General features: G+C 68.5%; 17 protein-coding genes. 11 read left to right on the plus strand and 6 right to left on the minus strand.

From position 1 onward, the window contains the following. Nucleotides 1-66: 66 nt before the first annotated feature. On the minus strand, nucleotides 67-1,446 hold the full coding sequence (locus UC35_RS16735) for a CHASE3 domain-containing protein (protein WP_061501678.1): 1,380 nt from the start codon (nucleotides 1,444-1,446) through the stop codon (nucleotides 67-69). Nucleotides 1,447-1,553: 107 nt separating this feature from the next. Between UC35_RS16735 and UC35_RS16740 the strand changes: the two genes are divergently transcribed. Further along, nucleotides 1,554-2,186 (plus strand): response regulator transcription factor, encoded by a 633-nt coding sequence (locus UC35_RS16740; RefSeq protein WP_061501679.1) that lies wholly within the window; start codon nucleotides 1,554-1,556, stop codon nucleotides 2,184-2,186. A 65-nt stretch (nucleotides 2,187-2,251) separates the two neighbouring features. Here the strand turns inward: UC35_RS16740 and UC35_RS16745 are convergent, their stop codons facing one another. After that, nucleotides 2,252-2,638, minus strand: coding sequence for a response regulator (locus UC35_RS16745; RefSeq protein ID WP_061501681.1), 387 nt, complete (start codon nucleotides 2,636-2,638; stop codon nucleotides 2,252-2,254). Nucleotides 2,639-2,847: 209 nt separating this feature from the next. Here UC35_RS16745 and UC35_RS16750 point away from each other — a divergent pair, with 209 nt between their 5' ends. Next, nucleotides 2,848-5,049: an AsmA family protein gene (locus UC35_RS16750; protein ID WP_082793335.1), complete on the plus strand. Its 2,202-nt coding sequence runs from the start codon at nucleotides 2,848-2,850 to the stop codon at nucleotides 5,047-5,049. Here the strand turns inward: UC35_RS16750 and UC35_RS16755 are convergent. The 3 genes from UC35_RS16755 to gpmA form a co-directional block, all read right to left on the minus strand. Further along, entirely contained in the window at nucleotides 5,046-5,810 is a 765-nt protein-coding gene (locus UC35_RS16755) for a HesA/MoeB/ThiF family protein (RefSeq protein WP_061501683.1), read from the minus strand. The two genes, UC35_RS16750 and UC35_RS16755, sit on opposite strands and share 4 nt — an antisense overlap. A gap of 95 nt (nucleotides 5,811-5,905) precedes the next feature. Next, nucleotides 5,906-7,345 carry a S41 family peptidase gene (locus UC35_RS16760; RefSeq protein ID WP_061501685.1) on the minus strand — a complete coding sequence of 480 codons (1,440 nt, stop codon included), beginning with the start codon at nucleotides 7,343-7,345 and terminating at the stop codon, nucleotides 5,906-5,908. 165 nt (nucleotides 7,346-7,510) lie between these two features. Next, a complete protein-coding gene (gene gpmA / locus UC35_RS16765) occupies nucleotides 7,511-8,254 on the minus strand; it encodes a 2,3-diphosphoglycerate-dependent phosphoglycerate mutase (RefSeq protein ID WP_061501687.1) in 744 nt (247 codons plus the stop codon). A gap of 84 nt (nucleotides 8,255-8,338) precedes the next feature. Here gpmA and UC35_RS16770 point away from each other — a divergent pair, with 84 nt between their 5' ends. From UC35_RS16770 to UC35_RS16790, 5 genes are all read left to right on the plus strand, one after another. After that, nucleotides 8,339-8,746, plus strand: coding sequence for a rhodanese-like domain-containing protein (locus UC35_RS16770; RefSeq protein WP_061501689.1), 408 nt, complete (start codon nucleotides 8,339-8,341; stop codon nucleotides 8,744-8,746). Nucleotides 8,747-8,752: 6 nt separating this feature from the next. Continuing rightward, a complete protein-coding gene (gene grxC / locus UC35_RS16775; protein ID WP_061501691.1) occupies nucleotides 8,753-9,010 on the plus strand; it encodes a glutaredoxin 3 in 258 nt (85 codons plus the stop codon). A 72-nt stretch (nucleotides 9,011-9,082) separates the two neighbouring features. Further along, nucleotides 9,083-9,562: a protein-export chaperone SecB gene (secB, locus tag UC35_RS16780; RefSeq protein WP_061501693.1), complete on the plus strand. Its 480-nt coding sequence runs from the start codon at nucleotides 9,083-9,085 to the stop codon at nucleotides 9,560-9,562. Nucleotides 9,563-9,584: 22 nt separating this feature from the next. Then, nucleotides 9,585-10,577, plus strand: coding sequence for an NAD(P)H-dependent glycerol-3-phosphate dehydrogenase (locus UC35_RS16785; protein ID WP_061501695.1), 993 nt, complete (start codon nucleotides 9,585-9,587; stop codon nucleotides 10,575-10,577). 76 nt (nucleotides 10,578-10,653) lie between these two features. Beyond that, on the plus strand, nucleotides 10,654-11,301 hold the full coding sequence (locus tag UC35_RS16790) for a hypothetical protein (protein WP_061503891.1): 648 nt from the start codon (nucleotides 10,654-10,656) through the stop codon (nucleotides 11,299-11,301). On the opposite strand, the gene UC35_RS16795 is transcribed toward UC35_RS16790, so the two are convergent. Then, nucleotides 11,298-11,651 (minus strand): thioredoxin family protein, encoded by a 354-nt coding sequence (locus UC35_RS16795; RefSeq protein ID WP_061501696.1) that lies wholly within the window; start codon nucleotides 11,649-11,651, stop codon nucleotides 11,298-11,300. The two genes, UC35_RS16790 and UC35_RS16795, sit on opposite strands and share 4 nt — an antisense overlap. A gap of 61 nt (nucleotides 11,652-11,712) precedes the next feature. On the opposite strand from UC35_RS16795, the gene nadC reads away from it, so the two are divergent. The 4 genes from nadC to UC35_RS16815 all read left to right on the plus strand — a co-directional run bounded on the left by nadC (nucleotide 11,713) and on the right by UC35_RS16815 (nucleotide 15,394). Beyond that, entirely contained in the window at nucleotides 11,713-12,582 is an 870-nt protein-coding gene (gene nadC / locus UC35_RS16800; RefSeq protein WP_061501698.1) for a carboxylating nicotinate-nucleotide diphosphorylase, read from the plus strand. 14 nt (nucleotides 12,583-12,596) lie between these two features. Further along, entirely contained in the window at nucleotides 12,597-13,718 is a 1,122-nt protein-coding gene (gene nadA / locus UC35_RS16805; RefSeq protein WP_061501700.1) for a quinolinate synthase NadA, read from the plus strand. A 108-nt stretch (nucleotides 13,719-13,826) separates the two neighbouring features. Continuing rightward, nucleotides 13,827-14,174, plus strand: coding sequence for a YciI family protein (locus UC35_RS16810; RefSeq protein WP_061503892.1), 348 nt, complete (start codon nucleotides 13,827-13,829; stop codon nucleotides 14,172-14,174). Then, nucleotides 14,171-15,394: an RNA polymerase sigma factor gene (locus UC35_RS16815; protein ID WP_227820356.1), complete on the plus strand. Its 1,224-nt coding sequence runs from the start codon at nucleotides 14,171-14,173 to the stop codon at nucleotides 15,392-15,394. The genes UC35_RS16810 and UC35_RS16815 overlap by 4 nt, the downstream gene beginning before the upstream one ends. Nucleotides 15,395-15,397: the final 3 nt, after the last annotated feature.

Consider the following 15,397-nt stretch of genomic DNA (forward strand, 5'->3'; position numbering starts at 1 on the left):
CGGAAAGCCTGCGGCCAGCGGGACCACCAAAGCGCGGCCTAAGCCTCCGCTGTGGGCGAACCGCCGTCAGGCGGTCACGGCCGCCGGCGAGGCGCCGGCAGGCGCCTGGACCTTGGGCAGCACAGCGGCAATGCGTGTGCCCCGGCCCGGCATGGATGACACGGTGAGCCGTCCGCCGGCCGCCTCCACGCGGTGGCGCATGCCGGCCAGGCCGTGCGTGGATCCGCGCGTCCTGGAGACGTCGAAGCCCTTGCCGTCGTCCCGGATGTCGACCTCGACGTGCGCCCCGTAGTTGCGCATGCTGATCTCCACCTGCTTGGCCTCGGCGTACTTGCCCACGTTGGTGAGCGACTCCTGCACCAACCGGTAGACGGTGAGCTGGCGCGGCTCGTCCAGTTCGGCCGATTCCAGCAAGGTGGTGACCTCGATGCCGGAGCGTTCGGAGAACTCGCGTGCCAGGATCTCCAGCGAGGCGGTCAGGCCCAGGTTGGACAGCGACGAGGGACGCAGGTCCTCGATGATGCGACGCTTCAGCGCGATGCCGCTGTTCAGCGAGTCGGTGAGGTGCTGCAGGCGCTGAGCCATCTCCGGCGCAGTCTGGGGGCCGAGGCGCGACTTGAGCCGCGCGACGTCGAGCTTGGCGGCAGTCAGCAAGGCGCCGAGTTCGTCGTGCAGCTCGCGTGCCAGGTGGCCGCGCTCCTCTTCCCGCACATTCTGCAGATGCGTCGCCAGCTCGGTGAGCGAGGCGGTCCGTTCGCGAACTTGCCGCTCCAGCAGGTCGCGTTCCCGCTCCAGCTCCTGCTGCTGCCGCTCGCCGGCGGCCTTGAGCGCGGTCGATTGCCGCAGGTACAGCCAGAAGGCCAGCAGTGCGGCCATGGTCACTGCGGCGATGCCGATGCGCGAGAGGATCAGGGAGCGGCGCACCTGCGACTGGCCCGCATCCATGCGGGCGCTGGATACGCTGATGAGCTTGGACGCCTGGGTGCGGATCGCGTCCATGTCTTCCTTGCCGACGTCGGTCGTGAGGATGAACTTCCAGACGTCCTCGTTGCCCTGCTTGCGCATGCGCACCGACATGTCCATCTCGGTGAGCTTGCGCTGCACGTTGCGCGTGAGCTGGCTCAGCACGACGGACTCCTCGGAATCGGCGGGGTAGGCCGTGCGCAGTCCATCGAGCTGCTGGCTGATGTCGGAGATGGCTGCGTTGTACGGCTCCAGGTAGCGCGGATCGCCCGTGAGCAGGAAGCCGCGCGAGCCGGTTTCGGCATCGAGCATGTGCTGCAGCACCCGATTGAGCGAGGCGCGCTGGCGCGAGGCTTCGACGATGCTATCGAGCGATTGCGTGGACTGGACGAAACCGGTCTCGTTGATGCCAATCAAGAACAGGGCGGCCAGCAGCGCCAGCGCGAGGTTGACCGTCGTCCTTGACATCGAGAATGAACGCATATGGACATCACTCCTGTCTTTTCTTGTCGCGCCTAGAATCGCGGCTAGTGACGCAGGCGCTGGTGGGGCACAATGAACCCGCAACTTGACACCGAGGAAGGCCAGACATGATCAGAGTCGGCATTGTGGATGACCATGCCATTGTGCGTTCGGGACTCAAGCAGTTCTTTTCCGAGCAGGTGGATTTGCGTGTAGTCGGAGAGGCCGCCAGTGGCCGCGAGGCGATCGACCTGGTACGCACCACCGAGCTCGACGTGCTGGTGATGGACCTGTCGATGCCGGGGCAAAGCGGCATCGACGCCCTCGGCATGATCCGCGCCAAGGCGCCGGACGTCGGGATCCTGATCCTCTCGGGCTATCCCGAGGAGCACTATGCCATGAACCTCATCCGCCAGGGCGCAAGCGGCTACCTCAACAAGGAGTGCGAGCCGATGGAGATCGTCAACGCGATCCGCACCATCGCGCTCGGGCGGCGCTACATCTCCCCGGCGGTGGCCGAGTTGCTGGCACAACAGCTTAACCGGAAGGAGGGCGGCGCTCCTCACGAGCAGCTCTCCGAACGCGAGTTCCAGGTATTCCTCAAACTCGCCAAGGGCGAAACGGCGGGCGACATTGCCAAGGCACTCTCCCTGAGTGTGAAGACCGTCAGTACTTACCGCACCAGGCTCATGGAAAAGATGAGCCTCGCTTCCAACAGCGACCTGACGTACTACGCGCTGAAGAACAAGTTGATCGACTAGTCGATTAGAACGCCGGGAAACGCGCAGCGTTCACTGCCGGCCGCAGCATCCGGCGTGCCCGGAATTCACGGCCCCTGAAGCGCAGGGTTGTGCGCCATGCAGTACTCGACCAGGGCATCGATCTCGTTGGACTTATCGAAAACGGCGTCGGCGCCGAGCTCCATGCAGCGCCTGCGCACGTCGGACGTCGCATAGTTGCTCAGGACCACCACCAGGCGTCCCTGCGGGCGTGACCGGCAGGCCTCGAGCACGCCGAGGCCGCTGCCTTGCTTGAGGAACAGGTCGACGATGGCCAGGTCCCAATGGCCCTCATTGCCCGCAAGCCAGGCCTTGGCTTCGTTCTCCGATTCGGACCAGCCCAGGGCCTTGACGCGCGCGAGCTCTTCCAGGGCGCCGATCAGGTTGTCACGGATCGTGGCGTTGTCTTCGACGATGTAGGTTTTCAGTTCCACGGCAGTCTGCAGTGCCGGACACGTTCACACGATCCGGGCCGAGCCCGTGCGTCCAGTGTTGAGTCCCCGCCCATTCCGGCTGGATTCTGCCAGCGGTCGAGTCCGCAATTCGTAGGATGTTTCCTACCGGCCCGAACCCCCCGGCCCCGCAGGGTTTCGCAAGAGGCACTGACCGGGCCTCGAGGGAGACGCTCCGCACACTGGGACACATGGATCCTGCGCGCCGAAGCATCGCCGGCAGGCCGCCCTGGCAATTGGCACTGGCGGGCTTGGTACTGCTCGTATCGGTGGCGATGCTCATCATTGCCCTGTTTCCCTGGAATGCCGTGCGCGAGCCGCTCAACCGGTATGTGAGCGAGCGCACCGGCCGCGAGTTCTCGACCACGGCGCTGGACGTGAGGATCGGGCGCACCACACGCATCCTGCTGCAGGGCGTGGCCTTGGCGAACCCGGACTGGGCGCGCGACCGCTACCTGGTGCGGGCTGAGGCGGCGGAGATTGAGGTGCGCCTGCTGCCATTGCTGCTGTACCGGCGCGTCGAACTCCCACTGGTGGCCTTGCGCAAACCACAACTGGGCTTGCAGATGGAAGCCGATGGCCGGCGTACCTGGGCGCTCGCGCGCAACACCGGCGATCCGGGCAAGGTTCCCGACATCGGCGCCCTCGCAGTCGACCAGGGGATCGCGCATTTCGTGGCGGCCGCGCATGCCGTGGACGTCCGGGCCGACTTCGCGATCGAGGACCCGGCGGCAGGCCCGCAGGAGCCAGGGTTGGCGCCGCAGTCCCTGCCGCTGCGCTTCAACGCCCGTGGCACATGGCGGAACGAGCCGTTCACCGCGAAGGGCCGCACCGGCAACGTGCTGCAGCTGAGCGCGGGCAGGCACGAGGCCTTCCCCATGGAGATCGACGCGGCGGCCGGCGCCACCCGCCTGACCGCGCGGGGCGCAATCGGCAGCCTGAAGACGCTGGACGGCGCCCATGCCGACGTCGACCTGCAAGGCAGGAACCTTGCCGAGCTGTACAAGCTCATCGGCGTGGTGCTGCCCGAAACGCCCCAGTACAGCGTGCGCGGCCGCGTCTCCAGGGCCGGCGCCATGTGGCAGGTGCGGGGGCTGGCCGGCAAGCTCGGCAACACCGACGTGGCGGGCGAGCTCTCGTTCGACCCCACGGGCGAAGTCCCGCACCTGGCCGGCTATCTCGTGTCCCGGTGGCTGGACTTCAACGACCTGGCGCCGCTGGTCGGGCTGCAGGACAGGCCGCGCGGTCCACGAGCGGAGCAGGCGCAGGGCCGGGCGGACGGGAGGGCGCGCGCGCCCAAGCCGCCGCGCGAGCCGATGCGCAAGGTCCTGCCACAGGCGGCCCTTGACCTCGGCCGCCTCAAGGCCATGAATGCGGACGTGACCTACAGCGCCGCGCGGGTCACCAATGTCCGGCAGTTGCCCCTGGAGCGGATCGCCGTGCGGGCGCGCCTGCAGTCAGGGGTGCTGAACCTGGACCCGTTGGACCTGGGGATGGCGGGCGGCACGCTGGCGGGGCGGATGCGGATCGACAGCCATGCCGACCCGGCGGTGGTCGAGGCGCATCTGGACGGAAGGTCCCTGGAGCTGCGTAAGCTCATGCGCAACGAGCAGCTGATCAAGTCGAGCTTCGGCCGGATCCACGCCGACGTCGACCTGACCGGGCGCGGAAACTCGGCCGCGCAGATGCTGGCGAGCGCCAGCGGCAGCATGTCGCTGCTGATGGGGCCGGGCCAGATCAGCAACCTGCTGCTCGAGTTCGCGGGCCTGGATGGCGGCGAAATCCTGAAGTTCCTCATCGGCGGCGACCGCAACATCTCGGTGCGCTGCGCGGCGACCGCGTTCGATGTGAAGCAGGGCGTGATGACGAGCCGCGCCCTCCTGCTGGACACGGTCGACACCGTCATCTGGGGCGACGGCCACGTGAACTTCGGCACCGAGGCGCTGGACCTGTACCTGCGCCCCTATCCCAAGGACACCAGCATCCTGAGCCTGCGCGCCCCGATCCAGATGGGCGGCACGCTCGGCGCGCCACAGGCCGGTCCCGACAAGACGGTGCTGGGCGGCCGCGCTGCCCTGGCGGCGGCACTGGCGGCGGTCAATCCCTTGCTCGCACTGGCCGCCACCATCGAAACCGGGCCGGGCCACGATGCGAATTGCAGCGAGGTCCTGCGCCGCGCCGCCTCCCCGCGCGTGTCGCCGGCGGCTGCGCGCGCCAGCCAGCAGGCGCGCGAAGACCAGGCGAAACGGGGCACAGGCGGGCCGGGCGCCACGGCGGGCTCGCTGCTGGGGCTGGAAGGGAAGTCCTTGGCCGAGAGGGAGCGTGCCCACCCGCAGCCGGATGCCGCGAAACCCGCCAAGCGGCCAGCGTCCGCTGCTACCGGCAGGCCCTAGGCCCGGTGATGCGGGCGCGAGCCGCAGACCGTGCAATGCGGGTTGCGCGGCACGCGCATCTCGGTCCACGACATCGAACGGCCATCGAGCATCAACAGCCGCCCTGCCAGCGACGCCCCGGTGCCGCTGAGCAGCTTGAGCGCTTCGGCCGCCTGCGTCGCGCCGACGATGCCCACCAGCGGCGCGAACACCCCGAGGGTGGCGCAGCGCGTTTCCTCGAAGTCGTCGCCCTGCGGAAACACGCAGGCGTAGCAGGGCGAGGCGCCATCGCGCACGTCGTACACCGAGATCTGGCCGTCGAAGCGGATGGCGGCGCCCGAGACCAGCGGCTTGGCATGCCGCACGCAGGCGGCGTTGATCGCGTGGCGGGTGGAGAAGTTGTCGGTGCAGTCGATGACCACGTCGGCCCCGGGCACGAGCCGGTCGAGCCCTTGCGCGTCCATGCGCTCGGTGATCGCGGTCACGCGCGGCTCCGGATTGATCGCGGCGATGCCGAGGCGGGCCGATTCGGCCTTGGGCTGGCCGATGCGCGCCATGTCGTGCGCGATCTGGCGCTGCAGATTCGTCAGGTCCACGTGGTCGTGGTCGACCAGGGTGATCCAGCCCACGCCGGCGGTGCCCAGGTACAGCGCCACGGGCGAGCCCAAGCCGCCGGCGCCGATCACCAGCGCGTGCCCCGCCATGATGCGCTCCTGGCCTTCGACGCCGATTTCCTCGAGCAGGATGTGGCGCGAGTAGCGCAGCAACTGGTCGTCCGTCATGGCCTAGTGTCCTGTCCCACAAATAAGCACCAGATTGTGCTGCACGAAAGAAAAAGGCCGGCGTTTTGCCGGCCTTCGTCAGCGCGAGAAGGAAATCAGTTTTCCTTCTTGTCGCTCTTGTCTTCGATGACCTGCGTCTTGCTGACCAGGACCGGACGGCCCTTGAGCTGGTTCAGCGCCTGCACCAGCTGGAAGTCCTTGTCGGTGCCGTATTCGGGGATCTTGCGCTCCACCGGGCCCTTCTTGGCTTCTTCCTCGGCCCGCTTGCGCGCCTCGTCGCGCGCCTTCTCGCGTGCCGGGTCCTTGACCTCGGGGCCCTGGCCGCTGGACAGGTGCTTTTCGAGGTCGGCCTCGCGTGTGCGCAGCATCGAGAAGACGTTGCCTTCTTCCGCTTCGTCGACCAGCACGTCGGGCACGATGCCGCGCGCCTGGATCGACTTGCCGGTGGGCGTGTAGTAGCGTGCCGTGGTGAGCTTCAGGCCGGTGTCGGGGCCGAGCGGACGCACCGTCTGCACTGAGCCCTTGCCGAAGGTCTGGCTGCCCAACACGGTGGCGCGGTGATGGTCCTGCAGCGCCCCGGCCACAATCTCGCTGGCCGATGCGGAGCCTTCATTGACCAGCACCACCAGGGGCACCGTCTTGAGTTCGGCCGGCAGGCGGCGCAGCGGGTCGGAGCCGGCGCGGCGCTGGTAGTACTCGGGCGCGGCGCGGTAGATGAACTTGCTTTCGGCCAGCTGGCCGTTGGTGGAGACCACCACCACGTTCTCCGGCAGGAAGGCCGCCGAGACTGCCACGGCCGCATCGAGCAAACCGCCCGGGTCGTTGCGCAGGTCCAGCACCAGGCCGCGCAGGTGGGGTTCCTGCTTGTAGATTTCCTCCATCTTCCGGACGAAGTCATCGACGGTGCGCTCCTGGAACTGCGTCAGCCGGATCCAGGCATAACCCGGCTCGATCACCTTGCCCTTGACCGACTGGGTCTTGATTTCCTCGCGGGTGATGGTCACCGGGAAGGTGCGGTTCTCCTCCTTGCGGAAGATCGTGAGCATCACCCGGGTGTTCGGCTCGCCGCGCATGCGCTTGACGGCTTCATTGAGCGTCAGGCCCTTCACCGCGGTGTCGTCGATCTTGGTGATCAGGTCATTTGGCTTGAGCCCGGCGCGGAACGCGGGGGAGCCTTCGATCGGGGAGACCACCTTCACCAGGCCGTCTTCCTGCGAGATCTCGATGCCCACGCCGACGAAGCGCCCCGAGGTGCCTTCGCGGAATTCCTTGAACGACTTCTTGTCGAAGTACTGCGAGTGCGGATCGAGGCTGGAGACCATGCCCGCGATCGCATCCTGGATGAGTTTTTTCTCGTCGACCGGTTCGACGTAGTCGCTCTTGACCATGCCGAAGACGGCTGCCAGTTGCTGCAGTTCCTCCAGGGGCAGGGGCGCCAGCGATCCCCGGGCCACCGTCTGCAACGACACCGTCGTCAGCGCGCCAGCCAATGCGCCCACGGAAATCCAGCCGGCAATCTTGAGTTTGTGGCTCATTGAGGGGAATCCAATCCTAGTCTTCGAAAATATACACCCGCGACCACGATATGACGCAATCGTTACCTGGGGGTTCCCCGCGTGTTTGGCTGGGCGCGTGGAAAAAGTCCCGGACTGGGCGCTGCCTGCGGCCCGGCACCGAGACCGCAGGCGCCTTCCAGACGGTCAGGCCTTGCCCTGGTTGGCCACCGCGGCGGCGGCCTTGGCAATGGCTTCCTGGTCGCCCAGGTAGTAGCGGCGCAGCGGCTTGAGGGCCGCATCGAGCTCATAGACCAGGGGGATGCCGTTCGGAATGTTCAGTCCGACGATGTCGCTGTCGGAAATCCCGTCCAGGTACTTGACCAGCGCGCGGATGGAGTTGCCGTGCGCGGCGACCAGCACCCGGCGCCCGGCGCGGATGGCCGGCGCCATCGATTCGTTCCAGAAGGGCAGCACGCGGTCCACGGTGTCCTTCAGGCATTCGGTCAGCGGGACCTCGCGCTCCGGCACGTTGGCGTAGCGCACGTCGCCGCGTTCGCTGCGCGGGTCGCCCGGCTCCAGCGGCGGCGGCGGCACGTCGTAGCTGCGGCGCCAGATGAGCACCTGGTCCTCGCCGAACTTCTTGGCCGTCTCGGCCTTGTTCAGGCCCTGCAGCGCGCCGTAGTGCCGCTCGTTCAGGCGCCAGGAATGCACCACCGGCAGCCAGGTGCGGTCCATCTCGTCCAGGCAATGCCACAGGGTGTGGGTGGCGCGCTTGAGGACGCTGGTGTAGCAGAGGTCGAACTCCCAGCCTTCCTGCCTCAGCAGCCTGCCGGAAGCCCGCGCCTGCTCGATGCCGGTGGGCGTGAGGGGCACGTCGGTCCAGCCGGTGAAGCGGTTTTCGAGGTTCCAGGTCGATTCGCCGTGGCGGATCAGCACGAGTTTGAACATGAGGCTTGGCCTTGCGGGAGATGGGAAAAAACCCGGCATTTTAAAATCCGGCCCATACCCGGCATGGGTTTAACAAGGAACGACGTGAAATTCTTGATCGATAACTGGATGCTGATCAGCGTGGCGCTGGCCTCCGGCGGGATGCTGCTGTGGCCCACCATCCAGGGCGGGGGCGCAGGGGCCCTGACCAGCGCTTTGGCGGTGCAGCTGATCAACCGCGAGCGCGCGGTGGTCGTGGACATCAGCGAACCCGAAGAGTTTGCCCAGGGCCACATCGGCGGCGCCCGCAACGTGCCGCTCTCGCAACTCGAGCAGCGGCTGCCGGAGGTGGTGAAGAACAAGACCCTGCCGGTGATCCTGGTGTGCGCCACCGGCGCGCGCGCCGGCCGCGCCGCCGCCACAGCCAAAAGACTGGGTTACGAGAAGGCTCAAGCTCTGGCGGGCGGGCTCAAGTCCTGGAAAGAGGCTAATCTTCCGGTTGAGAAAGCCTGAGGATTCATGCAGCCTGTCAAGATGTACACCAGCGCGGTTTGTCCCTACTGCGTGCGCGCCAAGCAGATCCTGGTCGCCAAGGGCGTCCAGGCCATCGATGAGGTCCGCGTCGACCGCAATCCCCAGGAGCGGATGAGGATGATGGAAATCACCGGCCGGCGCACGGTGCCGCAGATTTTCATCGGCGACACCCACGTGGGCGGCTGCGACGACCTGATGGCCTTGGACGCCCGCGGTGGGCTGGTCCCGCTGCTTCAGGGATAATCGGCAGCTTCCGAATCCCAGCCCGCTTCGGTTCACGCCGGGCGGGCTTTTGCATTGACCCGAGAGAAAGCCATGGCCGAACAGCAGCAAGCCGCCCCCGTATTCCAGATCCAGCGCGTGTACCTGAAGGAAGCTTCGCTGGAGCAACCCAATTCGCCCGCCATCCTGTTGGAGCAGGAGCAGCCTTCCGTCGACATCCAGCTCGGCATCGAAGCCGCACCGGCCGCTGACGGCGTCTTCGAAGTGTGCGTCACCGCCACCGTCACCACCAAGGTGAAGGACAAGACGGTGTTCCTGGTCGAGGCCAAGCAGGCCGGCATCTTCGAGATCCGCAACGTGCCGCAAGACCAGGTGAACCCGATCCTGGGCATCGCCTGCCCGCAGATCGTCTACCCGTACCTGCGCGGCAACGTGGCCGACCTGGTCAACCGCGCCGGCTTCCCGCCGGTGCACCTGGCCGAGATCAACTTCCAGGCGATGTACGAGCAGCAGCAGATCCAGCTGCAACAAGACGGCGCCGCCGCCCCGTCGCCGATCGTCACCTCCGCCTGAGTCCGCTCAGCGGAGCGCACCCATGAAGCTGGCCGTGTTCGGGGCGGGCGCCTGGGGCACGGCCCTGGCCGCCAGCGCGGCAACCCGGCACGAGGTCGTGCTGTGGGCGCGCGACCCGGCGCAGGCCGCGCTCATTCAGGCCGAACGCGAGAACCGGCGCTACCTGCCGGGCATTGCCTTGCCGCCGTCGCTGGCGATCGCCTCGGGCACGCCCGTGCCCGAGCTGGCCGCCCGCTGCGACCTGGCGATCATCGCCACGCCGATGGCGGGCCTGCGTCCCATGCTCCACAGCCTCGCGTCCTGCGAACGGCCGGTGGCCTGGCTGTGCAAGGGCTTCGAAGCGACGGGCTCGGAGGGGCTGCTTGGCCACGAGATCCAGGCGCAGGTGGCGCCCGCACTGCGCGCCGGCATCCTGAGCGGGCCGAGCTTCGCGCTGGAGCTCGCCCAAGGCCGGCCGGCGGCGCTGGTCGCGGCCAGCGGCCATCCGGCCGTGCGCGAGGCGTTGGTGGGCGCCTTCCATGGCGAGCTGCTGCGCGTCTATGCCAACGACGACATCACCGGCGTCGAAGTGGGCGGCGCAATCAAGAACGTGCTGGCCATCGCCTGCGGCCTGTGCGACGGCCTGGAACTGGGTCTGAACGCGCGGGCTGCGCTGATCACGCGCGGCCTCGCCGAGATGACGCGGCTGGGCGTGGCGCTGGGCGCGCGCGCCGAGACCTTCATGGGCCTGTCCGGGCTGGGCGACCTCGTGCTCACCGCCACCGGCGACCTGAGCCGTAACCGGCGCGTCGGGCTGCTGCTGGCCCGGGGCAGTTCCGTCCAGGACGCGACGGGTTCGCTCGGGCATGTGGCAGAGGGCGTGCTGTGTGCCCGGGCCGTGGTGGCCCGCGCCGAGCGGCTCGGCGTGGAGATGCCGATCTCACGTGCTGTGTCCCGCCTGCTCGGCGGTGAACTGAAGCCGCGCGCGGCCGTGGCTGAGCTGATGGCCCGCGACCCTGCGCCTGAGGTGCGCTGAGAAGTTTCCCTGCTGCGCGGGCAGCGCGGTCGATGGTAGTGTGGGCCCCTTCAACAACACGAAGGAGACAAGCACCATGCGTACCCGCTACCTCGTTGCCGCCACTGCTGCCGCCGCGTTTGTGGCCGCCTGCGCTTCGTCGCAGCCGGCCGGCAACCCCATGTCCTTCTTCATCACCAGCGCCAACCCGGGCAAGGGTGCGGACCTGGGCGGCTTGTCCGGGGCTGATGCCTGGTGCAAGAAGCTGGCCACCGACGTTGGCGCCGGCAACAAGAACTGGCGCGCCTACCTCAGCACCACTGCAGCGGGCGGACAGCCGGCCGTGGACGCGCGCGATCGTATCGGCAAGGGTCCGTGGGTCAACGCCAAGGGCGTGCAGATCGCCGCCAACCTCGACGAGCTCCATGGCAAGAACAAGCTCACCAAGGAGACCAACATCAACGAGAAGGGCGCGGTGGTCAATGGCGCCGGTGATACGCCCAACATGCACGACATCATGACGGGCTCCACCCCGGACGGCCGGGTGGCGGGCGATGCCACCTGCAGCAACTGGACGTCCAGCAGCGCGGGCGCGGTCATGGTGGGCCACCACGATGGCAGGGGCACGAACCCCGACCCGGTCGCCAACGTCTCCTGGAATTCGTCGCACCGCACGGGGTGCAGCACCGAAGCGCTGGCGCGAACCGGCAGCGCGGGCTTCTTCTACTGCTTCGCCGCCAACTAGCCGGCCGTGATCTGTTCGAGCGGGGCGGCCACGGCCGCCTCGTCGGCAGGCCGAACGACGCGGTCAACTTCCTGACCGTCCCTGAGGAAGACCAGGGTCGGCCACAGCTTCACGCGAAACGAGCGTCCAAGCGGACGGCCCGGGCCGTCCTCGACCTTGATGTGACGCACCAGGGGGTGTGCGGCAAGGGCCGATTGGATCAGCGGCTGGGCGCGACGGCACCAACCGCACCAGGAGGTGCCGAACTCGAGCACGGCCGCACCCGCGAGCGCATCGACCTGCGCGCGGCTGGGTTCTTCAAAGCTTGCAGAAGCATTCACCCAGCCATTGTGCCCGGGGCCCGCTGCCATGTGGGAGAGAGGCGATTCCCTTGCGTCGTCGGGCACTTGCCGCATTGGCTATGCTTCACGGGTGGAAACAGATTCGGAACTCACGCGCGAAGCCATCGCGCGAATCGCAGAGCAGGATGCTGCCCGGGCGTTGGCCGAGGATGTCGGCCCTGGAGATTTGACCGCCGCCCTGGTGGAGCCGGCGCGGCGCGCCAAGGCGCGGGTGCTGGCGCGCGAGGCCGCGGTCATCTGCGGCGCCCCCTGGGTGGAAGCCGCCTTGCGCCAGGTGGACCCGGGCCTGCGCGTGCGCTGGCTGGTCGGGGAAGGCGAACGCTGCGCGGCCGACCAGGTCGTGCTTGAAATCGAAGGCAGCGCCCGCGCCTTGCTGACGGCCGAGCGAACCGCCTTGAACTTCCTGCAGTTGCTGAGCGCGGTGGCGACCAAGACGGCCGTCTACGCGGACGCGGTGCGCGGCACGCGGGCCCATATCGTGGACACCCGCAAAACGCTGCCGGGTCTTCGCCTGGCGCAGAAGTACGCGGTGCGAACCGGCGGCGGCACCAATCACCGCATCGGGCTGTTCGACGCGGTGCTGATCAAGGAAAACCACATTGCGGCGGCCGGCGGCGTGACAGCGGTGCTGCGCGCGGCGGCCCAGGCGGCGGCGGGCGCCAAGTTCATCGAGATCGAAGTCGAGACGCTGGCCCAGCTGGACGAAGCCCTGGCCGCCGGGGCGACCATGGTGTTGCTGGACAACATGCCGCAGGCAACGTTGCGCGAGGCGGTAGCGATCAACCGCGGCCGCGCCATCCTCGAAATCTCCGGGGGCGTCACGCTCGACAGCGTGCGGGCCCTTGCCGAAACCGGTGTCGACCGCATCTCCATCGGCGCGCTCACCAAGGACGTGAAGGCGACCGACTTCTCGATGCGCCTCAGCGAGGCCGCGAACTGAACCACGGACGAACGATGTCAGCAGTTGTCATTCCCATCAAGGACGTCGAGTACGAGCACCCGCTGCCCGGCAATACCTGCGATACCCGGCATGCCTGGGCGCGCGTGCCGGTCGAGCCGTCCGCCGCCGAGCGCGCCGCGCTCAAAGACAGGATCCGCCGCCTGCTGAAGGAGCGCAATGCGGTGATGGTCTCGCACTACTACGTGCACCCCGACCTGCAGGACCTGGCCGAGGAGACCGGCGGCATCGTGAGCGATTCGCTCGAGATGGCACGCTTCGGCCGCGACCATGCGGCCGGCACGCTGGTGGTGTCCGGCGTGCGCTTCATGGGCGAAACCTCCAAGATCCTGTCGCCGCACAAGCGCGTGCTGATGCCCGACCTGGACGCCACCTGCTCGCTCGACCTGGGCTGCCCGGCCGACGAGTTCAGCGCCTTCTGCGACGCGCATCCGGATCGCACGGTGGTGGTCTACGCCAACACCAGCGCGGCGGTGAAGGCCCGGTCCGACTGGCTGGTCACCTCCAGCTGCGCGGTGGACATCGTGCGGGCGCTGGCCGAGAAGGGGCACAAGATCCTGTGGGCGCCCGACAAGCACCTGGGGCACTACATCCAGCGCGAGACCGGCGCCGACATGGTGTTCTGGAACGGCTCGTGCATCGTGCACGACGAGTTCAAGGGCTTCGAGCTGGAAGCCCTCAAGAAGGATCATCCCGCGGCCAAGGTGCTGGTTCACCCGGAATCGCCGGCCGATGTGATCGCGCTGGCGGACGCGGTCGGCTCCACCTCGGGCATCCTGAAGGCTGCGCGCGAGATGGACGCGACCGAGTTCATCGTCGCCACCGACAACGGCATGATGCACAAGCTGCGAACGCTCAACCCGGGCAAGGTGTTCATCGAAGCGCCCACGGCCGGCAACAGCGCGACCTGCAAGAGTTGCGCGCACTGCCCCTGGATGGCCATGAACGGCCTGGCGGGGCTGGCGCAGGTGCTGGAATCCGGGGCCAACGAGATCTTCGTGGACGAGACCATCATCGATCGCGCCCGCATGCCGATCGAGCGCATGCTCGCGTTCACGGCGGCGCTGAAGGCCGGGCAGCCGGCCGGCAGCCTCGTACCGAACATCGGCGCGGCCTAGTGTCCTGTCACTTGCAGCCGCAGTCTGTCGAAATCGTTCCGCGCCGAACGACATTGTCCGGGTGCGCCATGGGGGCGCGCCGCAATGGTTATCCACCAGGAGATTTCGATGGAATACATGCTGCTGATCCACTCCGACCCCACCGGCTGGGCGTCGCTGACCGAAACCCAGCGCGCGCAGGGCCTGGCCGCCTACGGCGCGTACACCGAAGCGCTGCGCAAGGCCGAGGTGCTGCGCGGCTCGAACCGGCTGCGCCCGGCCGACGCCTCGACCACCGTGCGCGTGCGCGAGGGCAAGACCGAAGTGCTGAACGGCCCGTTCATCGAGACACGCGAGCAGCTGGGCGGCTACTACCTGATCGACGTGACTGACCTGGACGCCGCGCTCGGCTGGGCGGCGCGCTGCCCCGGCGCGAGCCACGGCTCGGTCGAAGTGCGGCCGGTGTGGGCGATGTGACGTCCGCGGCCGAAGCGGCGGAGGCGGCCGCGCGGCGCAGCTACGGCAAGCTGGTCGCCATCCTCGCGGCGCGCACGGGCGACGTCGCCGGGGCGGAGGACGCGCTGTCGGAGGCTTTCGGCGCGGCGCTGGCCGATTGGCCGGTGCGCGGCGTGCCCGCCACTGCGGAGGCCTGGCTGCTCACCGTGGCCCGCCGCCGCATCGTCGACGCGGTGCGGCGCAGGCAGCAGGACGACGATGCTTCACGGCATTTCGCGTTGCTGGAGGAGCTCGCCGAGCCGGCCGATGCGAACGCGCTGCCTGACCGCCGGCTCGAGCTGCTGTTCGCCTGCGCGCATCCCGGCATCGACCGCCAGGCACATGCACCGCTGATGCTGCAGACCGTGCTCGGCTTCGACGCCGGGACGATCGCCTCGGCTTTCCTCGTCGCGCCGGCGGCGATGGGCCAGCGGCTGGTGCGGGCCAAGGCCAAGATACGCCAGGCCGGCATCGGATTCCGCGTGCCCGGGCCGGCCGAACTGCCCCCGCGCCTCGACAGCGTGCTCGAGGCGATCTATGCCGCCTATGCCGAAGGCTGGACCGATGGCGGGGGCGCGGACCCGCGGCGCCGCAACCTCGCCGAGGAGGCGATCTGGCTCGGGCGCCTGGTCGCCGCGCTGCTGCCCGGCGAAGCCGAAGCGCTCGGCCTGCTGGCGCTCATGCTGCATGCCCATGCCCGGCGCGCCGCCCGGCGCGATGCGCGGGGCGAGTACGTGCCGATCGCGGCGCAGGAGGTCTCCCGCTGGGACGCCGCGATGATCGACGAGGCCGAAGGGCTGCTGCACCGTGCCAATGCCTTCGCATCGCCGGGCCGCTACCAGCTCGAGGCCGCCCTGCAGTCGGCGCACAGCGTGCGGCGCGCGGGCGCGCCTGTGCCCTGGGCGGCGATCGTGGGGCTGTACGACGCGCTGCAGGCCCTCTCGCCGTCGCCGGTGACGGCGCTGAACCGCGCGGTGGCTTCGGCCGAGGTTCAAGGCCCGGCCGCGGCGCTGGCCGCGCTCGATGCGCTGGGCAGCGACGCGCGGCTGCGCGACTACCAGCCGTACTGGGCGGCGCGGGCCGAACTGCTGGCGCGCGCCGGGCACGCCGCGCAGGCGCGCGCCGCGTATGAACGCGCGATCGGGCTGGAGCGCGACGAGGCGGTGCGCCGCTTCCTGCAGCAGCGCGCTGCGCTGCTGTGAACC

This window comes from Ramlibacter tataouinensis (assembly GCF_001580455.1).
Classification (GTDB): domain Bacteria; phylum Pseudomonadota; class Gammaproteobacteria; order Burkholderiales; family Burkholderiaceae_C; genus Ramlibacter; species Ramlibacter tataouinensis_B.